At 41.9% G+C, this 22441-nt stretch carries 17 protein-coding genes and 1 riboswitch; of the genes, 11 read left to right on the forward strand and 6 right to left on the reverse strand.

Annotated features, from left to right (window positions below; translation table 11 throughout):
• Window positions 1-91 precede the first annotated feature (91 nt).
• Window positions 92-1369 (forward strand): cation:dicarboxylate symporter family transporter, encoded by a 1278-nt coding sequence (locus tag YK48G_RS04395; RefSeq protein WP_203629511.1) that lies wholly within the window; start codon window positions 92-94, stop codon window positions 1367-1369.
• Window positions 1370-1960: 591 nt separating this feature from the next.
• Window positions 1961-2124: riboswitch (M-box (ykoK) riboswitch) on the reverse strand.
• Window positions 2125-2181: 57 nt separating this feature from the next.
• Here the strand turns inward: YK48G_RS04395 and YK48G_RS04400 are convergent.
• The gene (locus YK48G_RS04400; protein ID WP_203629512.1) at window positions 2182-3696 is read right to left on the reverse strand and encodes a multicopper oxidase family protein; all 1515 of its coding nucleotides are present in this window, start codon (window positions 3694-3696) and stop codon (window positions 2182-2184) included.
• Window positions 3697-3801: 105 nt separating this feature from the next.
• Between YK48G_RS04400 and YK48G_RS04405 the strand changes: the two genes are divergently transcribed.
• From YK48G_RS04405 to YK48G_RS04425, 5 genes are all read left to right on the forward strand, one after another.
• Window positions 3802-4146, forward strand: coding sequence for a hypothetical protein (locus YK48G_RS04405; RefSeq protein WP_203629513.1), 345 nt, complete (start codon window positions 3802-3804; stop codon window positions 4144-4146).
• 217 nt (window positions 4147-4363) lie between these two features.
• Window positions 4364-4609 (forward strand): hypothetical protein, encoded by a 246-nt coding sequence (locus tag YK48G_RS04410; RefSeq protein WP_203629514.1) that lies wholly within the window; start codon window positions 4364-4366, stop codon window positions 4607-4609.
• 232 nt (window positions 4610-4841) lie between these two features.
• The gene (locus YK48G_RS04415) at window positions 4842-5894 is read left to right on the forward strand and encodes an LLM class flavin-dependent oxidoreductase (RefSeq protein ID WP_203629515.1); all 1053 of its coding nucleotides are present in this window, start codon (window positions 4842-4844) and stop codon (window positions 5892-5894) included.
• Window positions 5891-6574 carry an NADPH-dependent F420 reductase gene (locus tag YK48G_RS04420; protein ID WP_203629516.1) on the forward strand — a complete coding sequence of 228 codons (684 nt, stop codon included), beginning with the start codon at window positions 5891-5893 and terminating at the stop codon, window positions 6572-6574. Before YK48G_RS04415 ends, YK48G_RS04420 begins: the two co-directional genes overlap by 4 nt.
• 101 nt (window positions 6575-6675) lie before the next feature.
• Window positions 6676-6819 carry a hypothetical protein gene (locus YK48G_RS04425; protein WP_203629517.1) on the forward strand — a complete coding sequence of 48 codons (144 nt, stop codon included), beginning with the start codon at window positions 6676-6678 and terminating at the stop codon, window positions 6817-6819.
• Window positions 6820-7155: 336 nt separating this feature from the next.
• On the opposite strand, the gene gnd is transcribed toward YK48G_RS04425, so the two are convergent.
• Window positions 7156-8589 (reverse strand): NADP-dependent phosphogluconate dehydrogenase, encoded by a 1434-nt coding sequence (gene gnd / locus YK48G_RS04430; RefSeq protein ID WP_203629518.1) that lies wholly within the window; start codon window positions 8587-8589, stop codon window positions 7156-7158.
• 167 nt (window positions 8590-8756) lie between these two features.
• Window positions 8757-10235 carry a glucose-6-phosphate dehydrogenase gene (gene zwf / locus YK48G_RS04435; protein ID WP_203629519.1) on the reverse strand — a complete coding sequence of 493 codons (1479 nt, stop codon included), beginning with the start codon at window positions 10233-10235 and terminating at the stop codon, window positions 8757-8759.
• A 273-nt stretch (window positions 10236-10508) separates the two neighbouring features.
• Between zwf and YK48G_RS04440 the strand changes: the two genes are divergently transcribed.
• Together YK48G_RS04440 and YK48G_RS04445 are read left to right on the forward strand one after the other, a co-directional pair.
• On the forward strand, window positions 10509-11252 hold the full coding sequence (locus tag YK48G_RS04440) for an Ig-like domain-containing protein (RefSeq protein WP_203629520.1): 744 nt from the start codon (window positions 10509-10511) through the stop codon (window positions 11250-11252).
• Between the two features lie 153 nt (window positions 11253-11405).
• On the forward strand, window positions 11406-12584 hold the full coding sequence (locus YK48G_RS04445) for an MDR family MFS transporter (RefSeq protein WP_203629521.1): 1179 nt from the start codon (window positions 11406-11408) through the stop codon (window positions 12582-12584).
• A 218-nt stretch (window positions 12585-12802) separates the two neighbouring features.
• On the opposite strand, the gene nrdI is transcribed toward YK48G_RS04445, so the two are convergent.
• The 3 genes from nrdI to YK48G_RS04460 form a co-directional block, all read right to left on the reverse strand.
• Window positions 12803-13255, reverse strand: coding sequence for a class Ib ribonucleoside-diphosphate reductase assembly flavoprotein NrdI (gene nrdI / locus YK48G_RS04450; RefSeq protein ID WP_203629522.1), 453 nt, complete (start codon window positions 13253-13255; stop codon window positions 12803-12805).
• Between the two features lie 80 nt (window positions 13256-13335).
• A complete protein-coding gene (locus YK48G_RS04455) occupies window positions 13336-16464 on the reverse strand; it encodes a YfhO family protein (RefSeq protein ID WP_203629523.1) in 3129 nt (1042 codons plus the stop codon).
• Window positions 16465-16992: 528 nt separating this feature from the next.
• A complete protein-coding gene (locus YK48G_RS04460; protein ID WP_203629524.1) occupies window positions 16993-18384 on the reverse strand; it encodes a hemolysin family protein in 1392 nt (463 codons plus the stop codon).
• 335 nt (window positions 18385-18719) lie between these two features.
• Here YK48G_RS04460 and YK48G_RS04465 point away from each other — a divergent pair, with 335 nt between their 5' ends.
• The 3 genes from YK48G_RS04465 to YK48G_RS04475 all read left to right on the forward strand — a co-directional run bounded on the left by YK48G_RS04465 (window position 18720) and on the right by YK48G_RS04475 (window position 22414).
• Window positions 18720-19085 (forward strand): hypothetical protein, encoded by a 366-nt coding sequence (locus tag YK48G_RS04465; protein WP_203629525.1) that lies wholly within the window; start codon window positions 18720-18722, stop codon window positions 19083-19085.
• 312 nt (window positions 19086-19397) lie between these two features.
• Window positions 19398-21773: an HAD-IC family P-type ATPase gene (locus tag YK48G_RS04470; RefSeq protein WP_203629526.1), complete on the forward strand. Its 2376-nt coding sequence runs from the start codon at window positions 19398-19400 to the stop codon at window positions 21771-21773.
• 110 nt (window positions 21774-21883) lie between these two features.
• A complete protein-coding gene (locus YK48G_RS04475) occupies window positions 21884-22414 on the forward strand; it encodes a DUF1836 domain-containing protein (protein WP_203629527.1) in 531 nt (176 codons plus the stop codon).
• The last annotated feature ends 27 nt before the right edge of the window (window positions 22415-22441 follow it).

A 22441-nucleotide genomic window follows, 5' to 3' on the forward strand; every position in this document is an offset into this window, starting at 1 on the left:
AGCTATAAGAGTCTTCAATGGTTATTTACTGTTGAAGGCTTTTGTTTTATATTAATATAAGTACATATTTTAATAGAATACGGGTGAAATTATGAAGCACTATAAGGCGTATCGATTGACCTTGGGCTGGCAAATTTTGATTGGATTAGTTTTGGGGGTTATTTTTGGGATCATTTTTTATAAAAATAATACTGCCATTACAACGATGCAAAATATTGGGACGATGTTCATCAACTTAATTCAGATGATTGTGCTACCAATCGTTGTATCTTGTTTAACTGTCGGGATCGCCAGCATGGGGGATATTAAGAAGCTGGGTAGAGTTGGTTTAAAAACCATCATTTATTTTGAGTTGATGACGACCATTGCCATTGCGCTTGGAATGATTGTAGCAAACGTGCTTCATCCAGGGACGATGATCGACATTCATTCGCTCCACGGGTCTGATATCAGCCAATATATGGCCACCGCAAAATCCGCACAGCATACTGGAATTTGGGGAACCCTATTAGGCATTATTCCAACAAATATTTTTCGTTCACTTGCTAATGGCGATATGATGCCAGTGATTTTCTTTTCTGTTTTCTTCGGTTTAGGGATTGCAGCGATTGGTGAAAAAGGACAGATTTTAATTGATGCTTTAAATGCAGTAGCAGAAGTGATGTTTAAAGTAACTAATTGGGTAATGCACGCTGCCCCAATTGGCGTTTGTGCCTTAATTGGAGTTGCTCTAGCCGAAATGGGGATTGGGGCCTTAATTCCATTAGGATACTTTGTGGCGATTGCCTACGTAACGATGGCTGCCTTTATTCTAGTCATTATGGGAATTGTTGCTAAAATATTTGGCTTCAGTATTTTTGATCTCTTATTGGTTATTAAGGATGAAATTGTTCTGGCGTTCTCAACCGCCAGCTCTGAAGCAGTTTTGCCAAAAATGATTGAAAAGATGGGTAAATTTGGTTCTAGTCAGGGAATTGTTTCCTTCGTAATTCCAACTGGATATACTTTTAATTTAGATGGCTCAGCAATTTATCAATCAATCGCAGCTTTATTCTTAGCTCAGGCATATCACATTAACTTGTCGATTGGCCAACAAATTACCTTACTGGTTGTTTTAATGATTACCTCAAAAGGGATGGCTGGCGTTCCTGGTGCTTCATTTGTTGTTTTATTGGCAACAATTTCAACGATTGGCGTTCCAGTAACCGGGTTGACATTTATTGCCGGGATTGACCGAATTGTGGATATGGGACGAACCGCTGTTAACGTAGTTGGGAATTCGCTTGCAACCGTCGTAATTGGTAAATCAGAAAAAGAGTTTGACGAAGAAAAGTCGAAAAAATACATTGCTTCATTTAAAAAACATTAAATTAAAAAGCCGCTAACGAATTTACGTTGGCGGCTTTATGATGTTATTCGATAAGATAGCAGTCATTGTTCAAGAATCAGTTTCCACCAGATTCTTGGAGGTAATGTCCCTCATAATTACTATGATTATCGTATTTATGTGTTGGCAATATATAACGATTAATCTCATTCTCCCCCAATAGTCTCCTAAAGGGTGAAGCGTTTATCGGCCGAAGTCGATTGAACACAAGTACGTCAGTACCTATATGCTCAAAACCACTGAGAAATTGCATTAATCGAATTCCCAAAAGAGTTGACGAACCTAAACCAACGAAGACGGGAATTTTCTTGTGATGCAGATAGCACTAAAGCCACTAAGCAAGAAACAAAACGTTTAGGCGGTCAAACTATTCATGATCTTGGGAAAATCGATTGTAACAATTTCTCGTTAAATCAAAGCTGTGAGGGGAGTCATCACAACCGGTTTTCCCTTGGTAGACTGATGTTTCGACGCTCCAGGATCTATAAATTCTGCTGTCATGATGCTCACCTCTTTAAAAAGTTTGATTAGAATGAAAAATGTCCGGCCGCGAACGACTGGACACACAAAATAAAGCTTCGCCAGTCGTTGAGCTTTAGCACTATGTGATGTAGTTATAATAACAGCTACGTTAGTCCAAGCCTTACTCTGACCTGGACAGCTGACTCATTGGCGTTTTTCGACGTTTCTGAGCAGTAGCATTTTTCACATAGGAGCCTCACCTAACAGCCATATTCAATTTTCATTCCATAAGGTATCCTATCATATCCAAAAGATGGTTGCAAGGATAAAGATTACATATCCATTCCAGGAATATGGAGGTCTGACACTTTGACGCCGCGCTCTTTGGCAAACGCATTCATCAAGGTTGTCATGTCCATCAGTTGATATTTCTTAGGGTGATCAGGATCGTAGACCTCAAATTGCGCCATCATACCGCCATCTTCGTGCTCAATGATATGGCAGTGATTCATATAAACGCCAAGGTGTTCGAACCAAACCTTTAAGCGAACCGTTTCTCCCGGGTTAACCCCAACAGTATCTTTTAAACCATTCTCGTTTGGATAAGGGGCATGACCGTTTCTAGAAATGACTCGGAACTGGGTGCCATGCATGTGATAAGGATGGACCATGCCCGAAGCTTTATCATTTGTATTAGAAATATCCCAATATTCAACTTTGCCAACTTGTTGCCGGTCATCAATTCGTTGCATATCGAACTTTTGATTATTGATCATGACTTCTTCATCCATTCCAGACATGACTACTTGATGGACAGGAGCATTGGCAGTCACTTCGGGATCAGGGATATCAACTAAGTGATTGGGAAGCTTGGTGTGATCTGGGGCAAATTCATGAATTCTAAAGTGGGCAATTGGGATATCGTCAGAATAAAGCGTCACCACATCGCCTGGCTTGTAGCCGCTAAAGTCAACGATCACTTCAGCCCGTTCAGCGCAGGTAAGCATCAAGTGGGTGAAATCGACAGGTTCCGGTAGCACACCACCATCTGAGGCAATCTGGGTAAACTTTAAATCATTGCTAAAATGAAGGCGCCACTCCCGTCGGTTGGCACCATCTAGCAACCGGAGCCGCAATCGCTGTGTAGTAACATCAAAATATGGATTAACGGTTCCATTAATGAGTGGGGTAGGCCCTTGAACGCCATCGGGATCATAGTCAGCTAAGTAGTCCCACTGATTATTTTCATGGAAGCGGCGATCTTGTAAAATCAACGGGATATCATCGATACCATAATGGTGAGGAAACGGCAGTTTGTCTTCGACGGCATCTTTGACAACCACCATGGTTGCCAGGCCCTTCCAGACTTGTTCAGCTGTTGATGGGCATGGGTGCGCGTGAAGCCAAAGGGTTGCTGCTGGTTGATGGCACTTGAATTGAATTTCGGTACTTTCTCCTGGATAAACTGGCGCATGACAGCCGCCATCGGTGACAGGACCAGGAACGTTTAGTCCATGCCAATGGAAAGTTGTTAATTCTGGTAAGTCATTTTTTAAGGTAATGTGAATGGTCTTGCCATTTTTGAAAAGAATGGTCTTACCAAGTAACGGTGCATTGAATCCCCAAGTCTCTGTTTTGGCCCCGGGAAGTAACTGAACCTCACCAGCCTGGGCAGTGACCGTGTAGTACATATCACTTGCCGTTTCTTTGTCAGGCTTGAGGAGCTCTGGAATTCTAAGCGGTTGTTGAGGTGTCGTTGGCTCGACTAGTGGCACGTAGCCACCATCGTGGGTGTTATAAGCAGGCTCATCAAAAAAATAATCTGTATAAACTTTTCTGTTTGACATAATATCCGCATCCTTTGATTATTTTGGATTCACTTTTATCATACTACTAAATTAGACTATGCCCTAATATTTGTGGCATAATAGGATTATGGAGGAGGTGGCACTGTGGCAAACATCGTATCAATCGATAAGCTAGACGAAACAGCGACCAAAAAAGCAATTCAAGATTTTATTGACTTTTATCTAAGATGGCTAAAGAAAAATGATCTTGAAATTCTAGCCGAATATAAAGTTGACTATTATTTGGCAGATATTAATCATTTTGTTTTTGAAAATCAGGCCTTTACTCCCGAACAAATGAGAGCGGACTTGTATAAGGATCGTGGCCAAGATATTAAGCACGTAATTTCGGTGATTAATCCCGACTATGATGCTGAAGGCCATTTGATGGCTGGATCATGGGATCAGTGGTATGAAGATAAGTTCAACCAAATTAGCGTTCGTGACTAGTCATTTCAATATACTTTCAATTTGGAATTTGCTATTATGAAGTTAATGAACTTGCAGGTTAGTTATATAAAATAATCACCTGCATACAATCATTCCCAGCAAAAATTTGGCTTCAAGAGTTTTTGCTGGGGCAGACTGATGCTTCGATGGCTGCATTTACGCGCCTAGCTTACTCGGCGGTTATGAGCGTTCACTTTATATGTAAGGAGGGATTTTCGTGGCTAAAGGAAAGACTAAACAATCCAAGCAAAGAATTAGTCAACAACCGTTGCATTATCGGACTGGTGTCGATGTTCATCAAATGGTGATTAATAAGTCGGTAATGGCCTTAAAAGTACCGACAGTGATTGCCCAAAAGAAGGCACAGGGGCTATTATCCAAAGCCATGGATGATGGAATCACCCCTTACTACCTTAAGCAGGAAACCCTTGATCGACTGAGTGGCATGACACACCACGAATAATTAAATACCTGAAATTTTAGCGGGAACTGATGATAACTAAGTGGTTGTCACCGGTTCTTTTTCGTTAATTTGGAAGAAAACGAAGTAGATAGTTTAGTGATAGACAACCCCATTGAACCCCGTTGCAACATGCGAAACCAAGCGAGAAGCGGCAACACTTTAGTTGCTTTTTACGCCGATTTAAGATAATCTGATATCATACTTACAAAAGATAAGCGGTGGGAGGAAGCATATGGTTAACGTAGATAAATTACAGTTTGGTCTCGAAACTTTTGGAGACATTGTTGCCAAAGAAGATGGTGAATTGTTGACAGCCGGCCAATCAATTCGCCAAATCGTCAAGGAAGGCGAGCTAGCTGATAAGCTGGGGATTGATGTGATTGGAGTTGGTGAACATCATCGCCCCGATTACAGCGTCTCCAGTCCAGAAGTTGTGTTAGGGGCCATCGCTTCGGTTACGAAGCAAATTAAATTGGCAACGGCCGTTACCGTTCTCAGCTCAGATAACCCAGTGCGGGTGTATGAACGGTTTGCGACTCTCGAAGGCCTTTCGCAAGGCCGCGCGCAAGTGATGCTTGGCCGCGGATCGTTTACGGAGTCGTTTCCACTCTTTGGATACGATTTGATTGATTATGATGATTTATTCAACGAAAAGCTTGAAATGTATAGCCAACTGATTAAAGAAAAGCCAATTACGTGGGATGGCAAGTTTACCCAGTCCCTGAAGGATCAAGACGTTTATCCAAAGACTGACTATGATGGCTTGGAAACATATATCGGTATCGGTGGGTCACCAGAGTCAATCATTCGGGCGGCCCGGTATGGCTATAAAGTAATTTTGGCGATCATCGGCGGCCAAGCGGATCGATTTGTCCCATACTTGGATCTATATAAAAAAGCCGCTGCGCAATACAACATGCCAGTCTATCCAGTTGCGGTTCACTCCCATGGCTTTATTGCTGACGATGAGGATGAAGCTGTTGAAGTTGCTTGGAAAAATATTAAGGCTAATTTTGATCGAATTGGCCTCACCCGCGGCTGGGCACCAATGAGTCGAGAGCAATTTGATGGCGAAACTCAGTCGGGTTCTTTTTACGTTGGTAATCCAGAACACGTTGCCCAGCGAATTGCCCGAACAATTAACTTACTTGACTTAGGTCGTTTTGATCTGGTTTATGGGGCTGGCAATCAAACTGCTGCTCAGCGCGAGCGGATGATTGAGCTTTATGGGACGAAAGTGATTCCGCGCGTTAAGGAAATCCTATCCGGGGAGGCGGTTGCATGAGTGAGATTAAAACGGTTGGGATCATAGGTGCTGGTAAAGTTGGTATCGTCTTGGCCCAATTGGCACTTGCAGCCGGCTATCATGTCCGAATTTCTGGTTCCGGATCAGTTCAAAAAATTGCGTTGACCATTAGTACGTTGGCACCGGGGGCGACGCCGGCGACTAATCAAGGCGTCGTTAGTAAAAGCGATTTGATTATTTTGGCAATCCCGCTCAGTCGCTATAAAAATATTCCTGCCAAGCTGCTTAAAGGGAAGTTAGTGATTGATGCAATGAATTACTGGTGGGAGACGGATGGAATTAGAGAAGAAGTGTTAGACCCGTCGTCAACGTCCAGTGAGCAGGTTCAACAGTATTTCAATAAGAGTACAATTGTCAAAACATTCAACCACATGGGCTACCACAACCTCCAAGAAGAGGCCAAAGCAGCTGGCGAGGCTAATCGAAAGGCATTATTCGTAACTGGTGATAACCATGAAGCCGTTGATCAAGTAGCGCAATTTGTGAATACGATGGGATTTGATACGGTGCGGCATTACCGATTAGCGGATGGGATTATGACCGAGCCCGGCAGCGAATTGTTTGGGGCCAGCTTGACCCAACCTGATTTACAAAATGTGATTGATCATTTTGATGAAACGGAATTTGGCCAGAAGATTAAGGCGGAAAAAGGTGCTTAGTTTTTTGACAAACAAGCAACTTTGATCACGGGGATGTACGCCTTCTTGGGTAGACAAGCAAATAATTAAAGCTGGTTTACTTAGGAAGGATGAGGCCTGGATTGGGAAGTGCTTCTGATTGGGCTGGTCAAGGGAGTAAAGTGGAAATTGAAGGAATTCAGCTTTATTATGGTAATGCCACAGTTGCCAAGCATTTAAAACCCGACAAGAGTTATCTTTACCAATCCCCAGAAACTCAATTTTAGCTAAACAAGTTCTTACTAAAAGAGCTCTAAATTAACGGATTTCTGTTAGTTTAGAGCTCTTTTTCTAATTTTGAGGTTTCAATAAGGCAATTGCTTACTTTCCAAAATCTGGATAGTACTCCTGCTTGCTAGCTGCTTGGCAGATTGGATCACTGTACATGCCTATTTGCAGCCATTGTAATTTGATAAATTACTATTTTGTTTGTAAGTAGCTAACACTGCTTACTAATGACCAGCTTTTCCGCCTAACCAAAAAATAAGGATTGATATGCAAACTCGCACACCAATCCCTATTATTTTATTAATGCTCAAAAGCAAACTAGCTTAAAGAGCACTCTATTGTTCTTCATACCAAGTGTAATGGAAGTTTCCTGGGCGATCGACACGTTCATAGGTATGAGCACCGAAGTAGTCACGTTGAGCTTGCAATAAGTTTGCGGGAACAACTTCTGAACGGTATGAATCGTAGTAAGAAACGGCAGCAGCCAATGATGGTACTGGTACGCCGGCCTTAGTAGCCAATGCAACCACGTCACGAGCTGATTCTTGATACTTCTTGCAGATATCAGTGAAGTAAGGGTCAAGCAATAAGTTTTGAAGATCTGGGTTTTTGTCGTAAGCATCGGTGATGTTTTGCAAGAAACGAGCCCGGATAATGCAGCCGGCACGCCAAATCTTGGCCATTTCGCCTAACTTGATATCCCACTTGTATTGATCTGAAGCAGCCTTTAATTGGTCAAAGCCTTGAGCATAACTCATCACTTTACCAAAGTAGAGGGCTTCTCTGACCTTTTCAACCAATTCCTTCTTATCGAAGTCAACGTCAGCTTTAGGCTTTGGTAACACCTTAGAAGCGGCAACCCGGTCCTTTTTGAACATTGAAATGAATCGGGCATAAACGGCTTCGGTAATGACTGATTGGTCGATGCCAATTTCAAGGGCATCTTGTGAACTCCACTTACCGGTTCCTTTGTTAGCACCCCGGTCAAGGATCATGTCAACGATTGGCTTAGTCTTATCGTCGCCTAAATCATCTTTGTGAGTCAAGATATCAGCGGTGATTTCGATTAAGTAACTGTCAAGTTCACCCTTGTTCCAGTCTTTGTAAATGTCAGCTAATTCATCGACGTTATAGCCAGCGAGGTTTCGTAAAATATTGTAACTTTCGTCGATTAACTCTTCGTCACCATATTCGATACCGTTGTGGACCATCTTAACGTAGTGGCCAGCACCATTCGGGCCAATGTAGGTAACACATGGTTCGCCATCAGCAGGCGCCTTGGCAGCGATTTGCTTCAAAATTGGTTCTACCAACTCATAAGCTTCTTTTTGGCCACCTGGCATCAATGAAGGGCCTTGCAGAGCACCAAGTTCACCACCTGAAACCCCCATGCCGATAAAGTTGATTCCTGATTTATCAAGGCGGGCGTTTCTAGCCATGGTATCGTGGAAGTTTGTGTTACCACCGTCGATTAAAACATCACCCTTGTCGAGTAATGGTAATAATTCATCAATAACGGCGTCAGTTGGCTTACCAGCCTTAACCATCATGACAATTCGACGAGGGGTTTCAAGAGACTGAACAAAGTCCTCAATCGTATAGCTAGGAACCAGTTTTTTGTCTCCATGATCCTTCATTACTTCTTCGGTCTTGGCACCGGTACGGTTAAAGATACCTACTGTATAACCGCGGCTTTCAATGTTAAGGGCTAAATTCTTGCCCATAACGGCCATTCCGACGACTCCGATATTTGCTTTTTGATCAGACATTTAAAAACCATCCTTTTCTTTTAAGAATTACGACACAATACTACACCGATAGTGTACCATCTCACAATCATAAAGTGAACAAAAAAGCACGTTAGAGTAGGAATTTGTTCAAATAAGTTGAAAGATTGTGAAAACAAATGGCTTGATTTTGAAAAACATTTTCATGGTTATTTGTTTAGTTTATAAACCCATTCGCGGTGATCTCTGGCTAACAGTTCATCAGCAGAAACTGGTCCCATTGAGCCCGGAATGTAATTTGGAAACATTGGCTGCTGAATATCCCAAACCCGGCGAATTTGATCGACAAACTTCCAAGCGCTGGCAACTTCCGGCCAACTGGCAAAGTTAGTACCGTCACCTTTCAAAACATCATGGATTAAGCGTTCATATGGTTGAGGGGTTTCTTTGGTCCGCTTGGAATCTTCAAGGAATTGTAAGTTAACTGGTTCAGTATGGAAGCCTTGTTCACTGTTTTTAGCATTGACCATCAATGAGAAGCCTTGGTTAGGTTCGATGAAAATGGTTAAGACATTCGCGCTTAATGGGGCGCTACCACTTTGTGGGAAGGCAAAGATGTCAACCAGCGGCTTCTTGAAGACAACGTCGACACGCGTGAATTTATCGGCTAATTTCTTTCCAGTCCGAATATAAAATGGGGTACCGGACCAGCGATAGTTATCAAACAATAATTTACCGGCCACAAAAGTTTCGGTATTGGAATCCTTTGGCACACCATCTTCTTGACGATATTCCTTGGAATTGCCGACGCCGCCATATTGACCTCGGACAAAGTTAGTTGAGGCTTCAGCCACGTTATAAACCCGAAGGCTCCGTAAAGCTTTTACCTTTTCTTGTCGAATATCAGTATCCTTGAATGCAACCGGTTGCTCCATCGCAAGTAGGCTAACAATTTGCATGATGTGGTTTTGAACCATATCTCGCAGCGCACCGGAGTTATCGTAGTAACCAGCACGCTCTTCAACTCCCAAATTCTCAGCCAAGGTTACTTGGATATTGTCAATGTAACGATTATTCCATAAAGCTTCAAAAATGGTGTTACCAAAGCGGATGGCTTCAATATTTTGAATCATTTCCTTTCCGAGGTAATGATCAATTCGGAAAATTTGATTTTCTTCAAATGCGTTGCTTAAGTCATCATTGAGTTTCTTAGCGGAATCAAAGTCACGGCCAAATGGTTTTTCAATAACTAGCCGGTTAAAGCCGCCGTTTTCAGATAATAGGTGTTGAGATTTTAAGTTCTTGGCAACAATTCCAAAGAAGTTAGGGGCCATTGAGATATAGAATACCCGGTTGCCGCCTAACGTGTACTGTTTATCAAGTTCGGCTGCCTTGGTTTTTAAGTCAGCATAATGACTAATATTAGTAACATCGTGAGTTACAAAATAAAAGTGGCTGATAAAGTCGTTCACTAATTTTTTGTTGCTACTTTCGTTGGCAACGGATTTTTCGACGATTTCGCGGTATTTGGCATCATCAATCTTGTGGCGGGAAGTGCCAATTACGGCAAAGTGGTCACGAATATTCCCTTTTTCGTAAAGCTTTAGCATTGCTGGATAAAGTTTACGAGTGGCAAGGTCACCGGTTGCTCCGAAGAGCACAATTAAAGAACGTCTTTCTGTTGGCAAAATGTTCACTCCTATCAATAAATTAACTAGGTCATTCAGGTATATTGTCTATACCAGTTCGCTAACATTATATAACACATAGCCAGGCAACAAAAGCGTATTGACAATGTAAATGAATATTATTTTCATGAAGGCGCTTTTCACATCGGCACCAGTCATTTTAGCACCCTCCCGGTTTATTAAGAAACATATAAAAGGGGTTAACATTCGAACACATTCGTGGGGAATCCCTTATAATATAAAGTGCAAATTAAAAATTAGGAGTAACTAACGATGAAAAAAATCAAAGTATTTGCTTTTTTCGCAGTTGTATTTTCATTTCTGCTAGGATTCGGAGTGAACGCATCGGCAAGTTCGCCTTCCTTGAAGGTCAACAACGTTTATAACACTTCAAAGAGCGTTACCGGAACCGCCTCAAAAGGGGTTTCAATTATTGTCAGAACGGCTAACAAAAAGACGATTGCTACAAGCAAATCTGACAGTCAAACTGGTAAGTTTAGTGCCGACCTTCATACCAACCTTAAGGCTAATCAGAAACTTTACGTGTATGCTCGGCGCTCCTCAACATCTTATTTTTATCGGATTATGACGGTTAAGGCTGCCAAATCCGCAACAGCAAGTACCAGTTCAACCAGCAAAACGACCTCTTCGACTACTAGCAGTTCAAGTAGCAAGATTACGATCAACGAACCAACTGGGACTTGGCGCTCCGGTAATAACAATGGTTACACGGTTGTCACGAAGTTTAGCCAAGCTGGTGGGTTAAACCAAGGCTTGTATCAGAATGGTAAGTTCCAAAAGAAGTTGATTAACTATGCTAGCTACAAGGTAACAACCTACAGTAAGACTTTTTGGGGCATTACTTATCGCCAACGTGGTCATAAGACCTACCAGAAGTTCTACTTAAGATTTACTGACAATATGCATTTTATTATCGTCAACAAATCAAATAAAGCCATCAAAGTGCAATATGGCAATTCACCGGTACATTACTATAAGTTTGCGCTAGAAAAGTAATTAACCCGTGATTGATTATTGAGAAGCTGGAATCAAAGCAATTTGGTTCTGGCTTCTTTTGTTTTGTTTTCCTTTAGAATATGCGAGAATGGTTAAAGAAGTGATGACAAGAAATGATGACAAGAAATGGCCATTATAGAAAGGACTGATTAATTGTTCAAGCGGAGAAACGAAATCCGATTTAACTCGGTTATTATTTATTCCTTAATTTTAAATGCGGGGGCAGCCTTCATGTGGCCACTCGTAACGGTGTACATGCATAACTATTTACATAAGTCGTTGACCCTTGCTGGGTTTACGCTGCTGGCGATGTCTGGGTTTATGATGTTGGGGAATTATCTGGGGGGCTACTTATTTGATAGATGGTCTCCATACTTAACGACGATCATTAGTGTCATCATTTCAACGTCGGCAATCATCATCCTGATCTTCTTCCATGGTTGGCCGATGTTTTCAATTATGCTGTTATTCGTTGGTTTAGGCGATGGTGCCTGCATGACATTATTAAACTCATACGCCGCTAGCATTAAAAGTCGGTCAACGCGAGCTATTTTTAATGTGTTGTATATTGGTCAAAATGTCGGCATTGTCATTGGGACACTCATGGTTGGCTTTTTATTAAAGCATGGCGTCACCGTTGTATTCGCAGTAACCTCTCTTTTTTATTTCGCTCTGTTGGTGATTACCTTGATTGATTTCAACGTAACCGTAGACCGGCGAATCCCGAAAAAGACAACGGTGGCAAAAGGCGCACCACCAGAGATTGATGTTAATAAAATGGTTCTGGCAATTTGCGGCGTTGTCTTATCCCTATACCTGGCCTATGCGCTATGGGAGAGTGTCGTGCCCGTTCATATGACTAGCTTGCATATTCCATTTGAAAATTACAGCTTGTTATGGACGTTAAACGGCTTGATGATTGTATTTGGTCAGCCGTTTGTTAATCGAGCCAGTACGAGGTTTAAACTGAGTACCCAGACATATGTTGGCACGGCCATCTTTGCGTTATCGTTTATCTGTTTGATTTTTGCGAAAACCTATCCGGCCTTTATTTTAGTCATGGTGATTACGACAATTGGTGAAATGATTGGCTTTCCAGGAATTCCGGCTTGGATTGACAGCTTATCAACCCCTAGGCAGCGTGGTAAGTTTCAAGGAATGTATAACCTATTTATGTCGTTTGGTCGCGCCCTAGGACCGTTGTTTGGCGGGGTGATTCTCGACTTTGCATCGTATCGGGGACTATTTTTACTGGCAGCCGGGTTGATTATTGGCTTTTTGATCATCTTAATGGTTGTCAACAAAAGCCGAGAGATTGCGAAGATGGACTAACTGAAAAATAAATTACTGCATAGAGCTGATTACTTATTGCAGCTACTAAGACTCGTTTGGCCTTACAAGTTACTAAAAACCACAAGCATTCCTGATTTGAGGATACTTGTGGTTTTTGTAATTAAACAGATTGATTTGACAGGCAAACGGTTCAACGTTGCCGATTTTTAGTGATAGCAGCAAAAATACAATTGGCGTTGGCCTTGTCATTAAAATGATTACGCGGTTGTTTTTAGCAACTCATAGATGCGCTCAACATCTCGCCCCGTCCCTCTTAGCTCGTAATCAGCGAGAAATGGCACGTTGAATTTGGAGGCATAGCGGCGAGCGGTTAAACAATACTGTTCGTTAAAATTTTTATTGCCGCTGCCGATAATGCCACGGCATAATGAAGCATTCTGATTATAGTCGATGTATTCCCCTAGTGTATTTGTCATCAACTCTTTGACACCTGTATCAATGCCATTTCCCCCATCTAAATAGGTTGGAACAAACGCGAAGAAAGGATCGACTTCGTCCGCAAAATCGGTTTGCTCCGAAATTTCTTTAAATGAGACAACTGGATTTTGCGAATCTTGATCATGCATGCCAGACGCATAATCGGCTAATTTTTTTACGAATGAGCGGGTATTTCCCTCAATTGAAATAAATAGAATTTTAATTGGACTCAAAATGGACCTCCTCAATAATAAGCACATTATTACTTTCAAATCATATTCTTATCTAACTGTACTGGTTGTTGCTTCAGTAATCAAGCGCGGTGTTCTTTGGGTTTCTTTAAATGAGAGGCGGTATGCTCGAACTTTTTGGCTTGCCGGTGAAATAGTTGGTAAGCACCGGTAAAAATGGCCAAGCAAAGAAAGATTAACCAACTACCCATCGAAACGAATTTGGCAATTGGCAACCCCGGCGTGGTGTATTTAAAGTGAATTTGATGCTTGCCAGCGGGCAGCTTAGCCCCAACAAATCCCTTATTAACAACGAAAGTCGGTGCTTTTTGACCATCAATGGTTAATTGCCAACCGGTTGAATACGGAATCGAAGTGACTAATGTTGTTGCGCGACTATTCGAAGCGGTTCCGCTAACGTCGTTTTGGTCAACCTTCAGATTCTTCAACCCAGTTTTTTGAAGCCGATTCATTTGCCGATCGTAAGCCTTGTTAAAGGGCATGGCGATTAATTTGACGGACTTAAATTTGATATTTTTAACTTGGTTAAAGTTTAGGGTGATAGTCTTTCTAGCACTGGTAGAATAGCCCAAGTTTAAAACCATATTGTTAATTTGCCGGTAGTTGGACAGGTTATCCTTATCGTATTGAGCATAACCATTATGATATCCCTTGGCCCGAGCGTCAAAGAAGTAGCCACCAAATGTTGGCTTTAATAAACTATGACGCGCAACATCTAATTGTCCTAACCTTGAATAAAACTTGTTTTGTAGCAGAAATTGATTTTTGTACCATTGATTGTGATCGGCAATTGTGCCATCGGTCTGTTTGATTCCCGAAAGGACCAAGTATAACTCAGCGTTTTTGGTCTGCTGCGGCTTTTGGATTGTCAATGAATAGTCAAATGGCTTACCAGTAACGTCTGAGACCATCTGCTTAAGGCCATTTTGGTTTTCGTATTCATTATTTTCTAAGATCATTCGATTATTTGCCAAAAGGTCTTTGGTCTTTTGGAGATTGGCTGATAAGCTGACTTGAGCATGGGGCTGCTTAATGATTTTGTCCGCGTTAGCATCACCCAAAATTCCTAGTCGATATTTTGTAAGCTGGCTGGCAGAATCAACAATCTTGGTCTTATCAACTTGAACAGAATACTTGAGATTGTGGCTTGGCGACTGATAGTTGAGCGGATTGGTATTATTTTGATCACTATTAACAACGGCCGCTTGGGTCATAACCCGTTCTCGGTCAACGGCGTTTAAGTGGTTAAATACGCTGGGCGAAACGGTTTTGGCCTGGGTATAAACCAGCGGCAACGCGTTATTAGTTTTGTAAATGGTGGTGCCGTCCATATTTTCAATTGCCGGGACGGCGTTGACACGGGGCGCAGCTTCAAACGTCTTAATCTTACCGTTTTTGTCCCGGATTGGCTGATACCCATAAGGCAACACTGGCTGTTTAGTTGAATTAGCTTTGGCAAAAATATATTTGACGCCCAGCAAGTCGTTAAAGGCGGTTCGATAATCGCCTTGGGCAATTGGCGTATTCATTGAAAATTGGCTGTTGCCAAGTGATTGAGAAAATTTGCCCAGGTAACCATTTTGAAGGGTTAGATAAACCGATTCATCATTTAAGCCAGTATTCATTGAAAGGTCAGTATTGGTGTTAGTGTAATTAGCTTGATTTTGAAGGTGTTCATTGTAGTGATAGCGCGGTGCTTTTGAGACCCTAAAGAAGCCCGGTTGGGTTTCAAGATATTTATTGGCACCAGTATAATAATCACTGCTCAGCCGAGTTGCCAACCCACGGGTTAATTGCTGGTTGGCTAATTTGCTGGAATTGGGACTATAGATACCAATGATATTGCCAGCGATGTTTAACATGAAGACGCAGAGCAGGACCAGTCCTTTGGTGGTTTGCCGCCAATGAAACGCAAACGCGCATAAGACGACGATCACCGTCAATAACAAAAAGCCATAAGCAATAAAGTCATGCCGCTCTAAGTTCAGTAAGAACCCATTGGCCGCCCAAACAATCGTAATTAATAAAATGGCCGCGATAACAAACCAGCTAATATCCTTCTTGGTAAAGCGGTCGAGATTATCAACAAAAATAACGGTTGCCATTCCCCAAATTAAATTAGCCAATAAAACCCAGCGGTTAGAGGGAGTCGAAATGGCATTCATCACTGCACCGAAAGCTGGAATTAAAATCCCAATTAACACGATCAGTAAGCCGATATTTGGCCAAAGATACGTTTTGAATCGGCGTAGTATGTAAATAACACCTAAAAATGAGACTGATGAAATCCCGATAACTAGCCAGAAGCTCATTGCCCGCCCAGTTGGCAGGATAGAATCGAAAATATTTAGGTAATATTCTGGGGGAAACAACTTCATCCCGTTGGCAAAGTTATTAGTTATTCGAGTAGAACCGGTTGCCAGAATAACGGTTGGAACAAAGACAATTGCCGCCATCCCCATACCAAGGATAACGGATACAACTAATTTAGCTAAAGACTTAAAGAAGTGAAAATCCGCTTGTTTGAAGCGGCTAAGTAAGCGAATGACCGTGTAAAAAATGGCGCCGATGCCAAGAATCCAGGCAAAATAGAAGTTGCCCAACAGCACTAAAAAGACAGCCAGAATCAGCGGTAGCCACGATTTGTTGGTTAAAACGCGGTCAATTCCGTAACATAATAGGGGAAAGAAGATGAGCGGCAGAATAAAGAATGGGTGATGGAACCCAGTAGCTAAAGCATAGCCATTGAAGGTATAGGCTAAAGCCCCGATCACCTTACTGAGCTTACTAAAATGATACGATGATGCATATAACAAGAATGCTAACCCGGAAGCATACATTCTTAAAAATACCAAACAGGCAAATCCAGTTTCAATTTGGCTCTTTGGAAATAGGATAATCAAATAATTAAAGAGGTCGCCCATGACGTAATAGGAGAAATTAGTAAGTTGGTCAGCTCCTAAGCTAATATTCCAGGCCCAGTGAGTAAAACCACTACTTGGGTTTTGAAGAAATTGGGCAATCATATGTCGAAATTGGACGAGAATGGGATAATGCTGGGCAATCCCATCCAGTTCCCAAATCATTGATCTGCCAGTCATAAATAAACAGCCAACCAAAACACTAATGAGTGCGACAAACAGCACCGAATAAGTGACCCAGGTGGGTGTTTTTTGCCATAACTTTTTCAAGTAAAACCCTCCTAATGTATAAGTGAGCGGAACAAAGCGGTTAGAAAGCGGAGTGTAAGTTTACTTGCCCAGAAATCCCGGGTTTGGATTTTTGGGCAAGTAGACTTACGCGCAGCTTTCTGCTTTGTGCAGCTGTCCTAAGAAAGTGAGCGGAACAAAGCGGTTAGGGATCGAAGTGTAAGTCTCCTCTAACGGAAATCCCCGGTTCTGGGATTTTTGTTAGAGGTGCTTACGCGCAGATCCCTGCTTTGTGCAGCTGTCCTAAGAAAGTGAGCGGAGCAAAGCGGTTAGAAGTCGGAGTGTAAGTCTCCTTTGCGAGAAATTCCCGGGCCTGGAATTTTTCGCAAAGGTGCTTACGCGCAGACTTCTGCTTTGCATAGCTGTCCTAGAAAGTGAGCGGAGCAAAGTACCTAGAAAACGCCAAATAGGCCAAACATTTTGCGGTTGCTAAAACCCACTTAAAAGACAATGCTAACAAACAAATAAAAGGCTGACCGCATATCGCCTGAGGACAGCCTTTTATTTGTATTATTGATCAACTGATGTGCCATCGTCATCATCCGAATGTTTAACAGGTTGGTGTTTAGTAACTTCAAACCAGTTGATAAATGAATTCTCATAATCGATAATCTTAAAGTCAAAGTTTTCAAATGAGATGACATCACCAGCTTTGATATCGGGATAATTATCCAAGAAATATCCTGCTAAAGTGACGGCATCAGATGTTGTAAATTCAGGAAAATCGGCATCAAAATAACGTTCAAAGTCGTGAGTCGTAAGCTTGCCGTTAACCTGATAAGTACCGTTTGGCTGTTTGAAAATATATTCAGTAAAGGATGGATCGATTTCGTCACGAACGGTCCCAAATAATTCTTCATAAATATCCTTATCGGTGATGATACCGGATGTCCCACCATACTCGTCCACCACAACGACGATTGGCGTTCGCTTGTTAATCATTTGGTGGAGGACGTCAGTAATGGGGGTCATTTCAGGTGTCGTTGAAATATCTCGCAACAAGCGGTCAACCTTAATTGTTGAATCAACTTGCGACTGGCGAATTAAATCATAGTTATAAACATAACCTAAGATTTTGTCTTTATTATTGTTAGCAACCACCGGAATTCGGCTGAACTTTTTCTGTAGGTAAACTTGAATGGCCTGTTTAACAGTAGTCGTAATATCGATGACGATCAGCTGCGTACGATCGATCATAATATCTTTGGCAACTTTATCGTTTAATTGAAAAGCCCGTTGCATATAAAGATAATCATTTTGTTCCAGTTGGCCGCTTTTAACTGCATTTCTTGACAAATTTAAAATTTCAGCTTGTGAGAACGACTCGTCATTTTCATTAGCAACTTGCAGCCCCAGCATTTTGACAATGCCGTTGGCCGAAACGTTTAGCAGCCAAACAAATGGGTAAAAGATAATATGAAAATAATGCAGTGGGGTTGAAATGAAACTCAATACTTTCAACGGCATATCAATACTGATGTTTTTAGGCACAATTTCAGTTAAAACAACTTCTAAATAAGTTAAGATAATAATGCCAACTACCGCACCGACTGCATGGGCCGTTGTTGGATCAATTGGTGAGTTGTGGATTTCCATGACGTCCACTAAAATCGTGACCACAAATGATTCACCCAAATAACCTAGAATAATTCCAGCTAAACTAACACCAACTTGGGTGGTAGAGAGATATTCATTCAGGTTGGTAACCATGTGGATCTCGCGGTCTAATTTTTTGATCCGCTTCGGTTTATTGGCCTTACTTTGAAGTAAATTCTTTTTTCTTTCTTCAAGGGCACTGGCTCTTGTTTGAACGAGTGCGAATTCACTGGCAACAAAGAACGCCGCGAAGAAGAAAGTAACGATGACAATCAATAGGTTAGTCAGTATCTGGCTATCTCCCAAAATTCAATTCCTCATTTCGATATAATAATATTAATGCTGATCTGTTACACCTCAGATTACAATTCATTATACGCCCGTATAAGACAATTTTTAAGTGATTTAGGAATTATTGACAATTAGTCTCGACGTTTTTCTTAATTTTGCCGGGAAACAGTGCTACGCTTATAATAGATTCAAAATGAGCGGCGTCAAGCAATTCATGATTGCTAGATTGGCTCGATGCTTTAAGACCGTCAAAGTAATACCCATTGTCAAATAGGAACTTGTGTGATGGGTATTTGGTGCAAGTTGATTGCTTGAGGAGCTGCCCTATCAAAATAAGGGGATGTAGGTTTATGGCTCAAAAGGCTAAGGAAAGTGCAGCAGAGCAAAAAGCCGATGCAGCAGAACGCGAAACCGGCAAAAAATTTGATTATTCGGATGATGATATCAATAAGGCGGTTGACCTGATTAAGCAACAAGGTTACGTGACCAAAAAAGAGATTCCAGAAATGGATGATGACGATTGGACCAAGGGATTTGCTGACCGAATTGATAAGGTTTTCCAAAAGAGTGACGATGATCCTTATATCTACTTTGAAAAGTTTGATTTTGATGGTGGCGACATCGATTCGATTATTTGGAATATGGATGTCATCAAAACCCGAGATGATGCCCTAAAGAAGCTTTCAGAAGTTTTGAATAAGAAGATTGTCCGGTAATCTCAATGCAATTGGTACGTTAACGATGACGAAGCATGGATAAAAGCGAATTTCTGGTTCGCCAATACAACTGTAATACCATTAATAGTTGGCTAAAACTGCGGCAAACGGCTGATCTTTGGCCATTTAAGCAATAGCGTAACCATTCCAAAGTAGGGATGATTGCGCTATTTGTTTAAATGAGGGTGTCAAAGCGCTCCTTGCCTGACGTTGTTTTTTGAGATAGTTTTAAGTTTACGCCATTAAGATGCAAAAGAATGTGCTTTTAAATCGTTATTTTGTACAATTGATATAAAGCGAGGTGTCAAGTAAATGGCTGAGGTTAATCTAGCAGATGTCAATACGGCGCGTGGACTAAGCGACAAGCAAGTTGAACAGCAAATTAAGGCTGGTAAAAAAAATACTGCCGAACAGTCCCTTACCAGAAGTGTAAAGGAGATTTTTCGCGATAATATTTTGACGCTCTTTAACTTGGTTAACGTTATTTTGGGTGCCCTTGTCTTTTACACGGGTAGTTATAAAAACCTGCTGTTTCTTGGCATTGCTATATTTAACACGGCAATTGGGATTATCCAAGAAATTCGGTCTAAACGCCAGGTTGATAAAATGGTGCTCCTTTCCGAAGGGAAAATCAGCGTTGTTCGAAATGCCAAGATACTCCCCGTGCGCTCAGAAGACATTGTCCTCTACGATATTATTTCGCTTGGGCGAGGGGATCAGATTCCCGTTGATGGCCAAGTCATCGAAAGCCGCGGGATGGAAGTCGATGAATCGCCAATTACCGGTGAATCGGAGACGATTATAAAGGCGCCGGGCGATCCGTTAACCTCTGGGACTTTCTTGGTTGGCGGTGCCGGCAAGATGTTAGTGACCAAAGTTGGCGCGGATACGTTTGTTAATCATCTCTCTAATGAAGCCAAAAAAGGTGAAGATACGGCTAGCATCCTGTTAAATACGATTAACCGGATTATTAAAGTATTAACCTACGTGATTATTCCATTAGGGATCATTTTGTTTGTCGCAAAGTTATATGGGGGAACCGGCGTCAACCGGGCCATCTTAGGAACGGTGGCCGCAATGATTGGCATGATTCCAGAAGGCTTGGTGTTGTTGACATCGATGACGTTGGCAGTATCGGCGATGCATTTAGCAAGAAAACATACGTTGGTACGAGATTTGCCGGCGATTGAAACGCTGGCCAGAGTTGACGTGATCTGTTTGGATAAAACGGGAACTATTACAAGCGGCAACTTAAAGTTCATTGACGCCATCCCGACTAAGGCATCTGTGAGTGCGCAACAGTTAAAACAAATTGTTGCTGGCATTACGTATGGCACCGGTGATAATAACGAAACGGCTCGGGCGATTACGCAAGCAATTGATGATCCTGGTTGGCGGCCAGTAACCATCGTCCCATTTTCGTCTGAACGAAAATGGAGTGGCGTTGGCAATGACGCTGGCCAATACGTTTTTGGGGCGCCGCAATTTATCTTCAAAACGCTATCGACCGCGTTAACCGAACAAATTACCCGCTATGCCAAAAAGGGCTATCGAGTGTTGGCAGTGGCTCAAGTCGCGGCATTGGCTGCTGATAAGCCGCTGGTAAATCCAGAACTAATGGGGCTGGTCTTAATATCAGATGTTATCCGGCCCAACGCTGCCAATACATTTCAGTATTTTAGAAATCAAGATGTTGATATTAAAGTGATTTCTGGAGACGATCCAACCACGGTGGCAACGATTGCCCAAAGCGCTGATATTAGGGGAGCTGAACACGCAATTGATATGTCGACGATTGATCAAGAAGCAGACTTTGGAAAAATTGCCCAGGAAAATACGGTCTTTGGCCGAGTAACTCCCGATCAAAAGAAGCGATTAATTAGCGCGTTACAGGCAAATCAGCACACCGTTGCGATGACCGGCGATGGTGTCAATGACTTGTTGGCATTGCGGCAAGCAGATTGTGGCATTGCCATGGCTTCTGGCAGTGAAAGCACGAAGAGTATTGCTGACTTTGTCCTAATCAACTCGAATTTTGATGCCATGATTGACGTATTGAACGAAGGCCGACGGGTTATTAATAACATCGAACGAGTGGCTTCAATGTATTTAATTAAAACAATGTATTCAGTTGCCCTATCCTTTATTTTCGTGTTCTTGGCAATGAATTATCCCTTTGAACCGATTCAATTAACCCCAATCACTTCTTTGATGGTGGGCATTCCATCTTTCTTCTTGGCACTGGAACCGAACTTTGCTCGAATTACCAATCAATTTATGAAACAGGTGCTGATTATTTCGACACCGGCCGCGATTTGTATTGTTGGCTACATTATCGTAATTGAAATTGTGGGGTCATTCTTTGGGTTGCCTTATGAATTCACTTCAACACTATGTGTCTTATTAACTGGGGCAATTTGCTGGCTGGCACTTGTGATGGTTTCCCGGCCGCTCAATCGGCTCAAAGCTGGGATGGATTTGCTGGTGCTGATCGTCTTTTTGGCGATTATCATTTTCTTCAATAATATTTTTTCACTGGTTTCGTTCTTTGATAAGGATATTTGGTTGTATGCAGTGCCGTTAATTGCATCCGCGTATCCGCTGTATATGTTCCTTCAAGGCGTCATTTCAACCTTTTTAACGCAGCGGGAAAAGCGGCGTCAAAAAAAGGCACGGTCGTTACGATAATGATTAAAAGGCTATTGGGGTTGGCTTCATTTTGCCAGCCTTATTTTATTGGGATTATCTAGTCTTCATGACTAGATAATATGGTATAATAATACAAAAGGAGTGATTTCATGAGCTACGCCGAAGAACAATACAAACAATGGGAAGAAAAGCTAAAAGCCATCGAATTACCGTTGTGGTCAGAATTACCCAATTTCTCACTGTATATGGATCAAGTGACTGCGTTGGTCAACGATACGCTGGGCCCCATTGGGGTTGATAAGGTAACCCCGGCAATGATTAATAATTACGTGAAGCATAAGGCGATTATGGCACCAGTTAAAAAGAAGTACCAAACCATGCAAATTGCTGATGTGCTTTTGATTAGTTTGTTGAAGCCGGCGTTTTCGCTTGATACGATTCGCCATGGCATCGATCAAGTGACCGCTAATATCTATCCGCAACAAGCATATGACAGCTTTATTAAACGCTTGATGTTTTCGTTTAAAAATATGGATGGTCAAAATAGTGGCCGGGCGACTGAAGAAACTAATTTGAATGACAAATTAATGCAAGTAGCCGTGAATGTCATTATCGACAGGATTCAATCCGAAAAATTATTGGCAATCATTGAAAAACCATTAACAAAAGTTGATAAGTAGTGAGAGCGTTCACATATAAAATTGTGA

It is taken from the genome of Lentilactobacillus fungorum (genome assembly GCF_016860605.1).
GTDB classification, from domain to species: domain Bacteria; phylum Bacillota; class Bacilli; order Lactobacillales; family Lactobacillaceae; genus Lentilactobacillus; species Lentilactobacillus fungorum.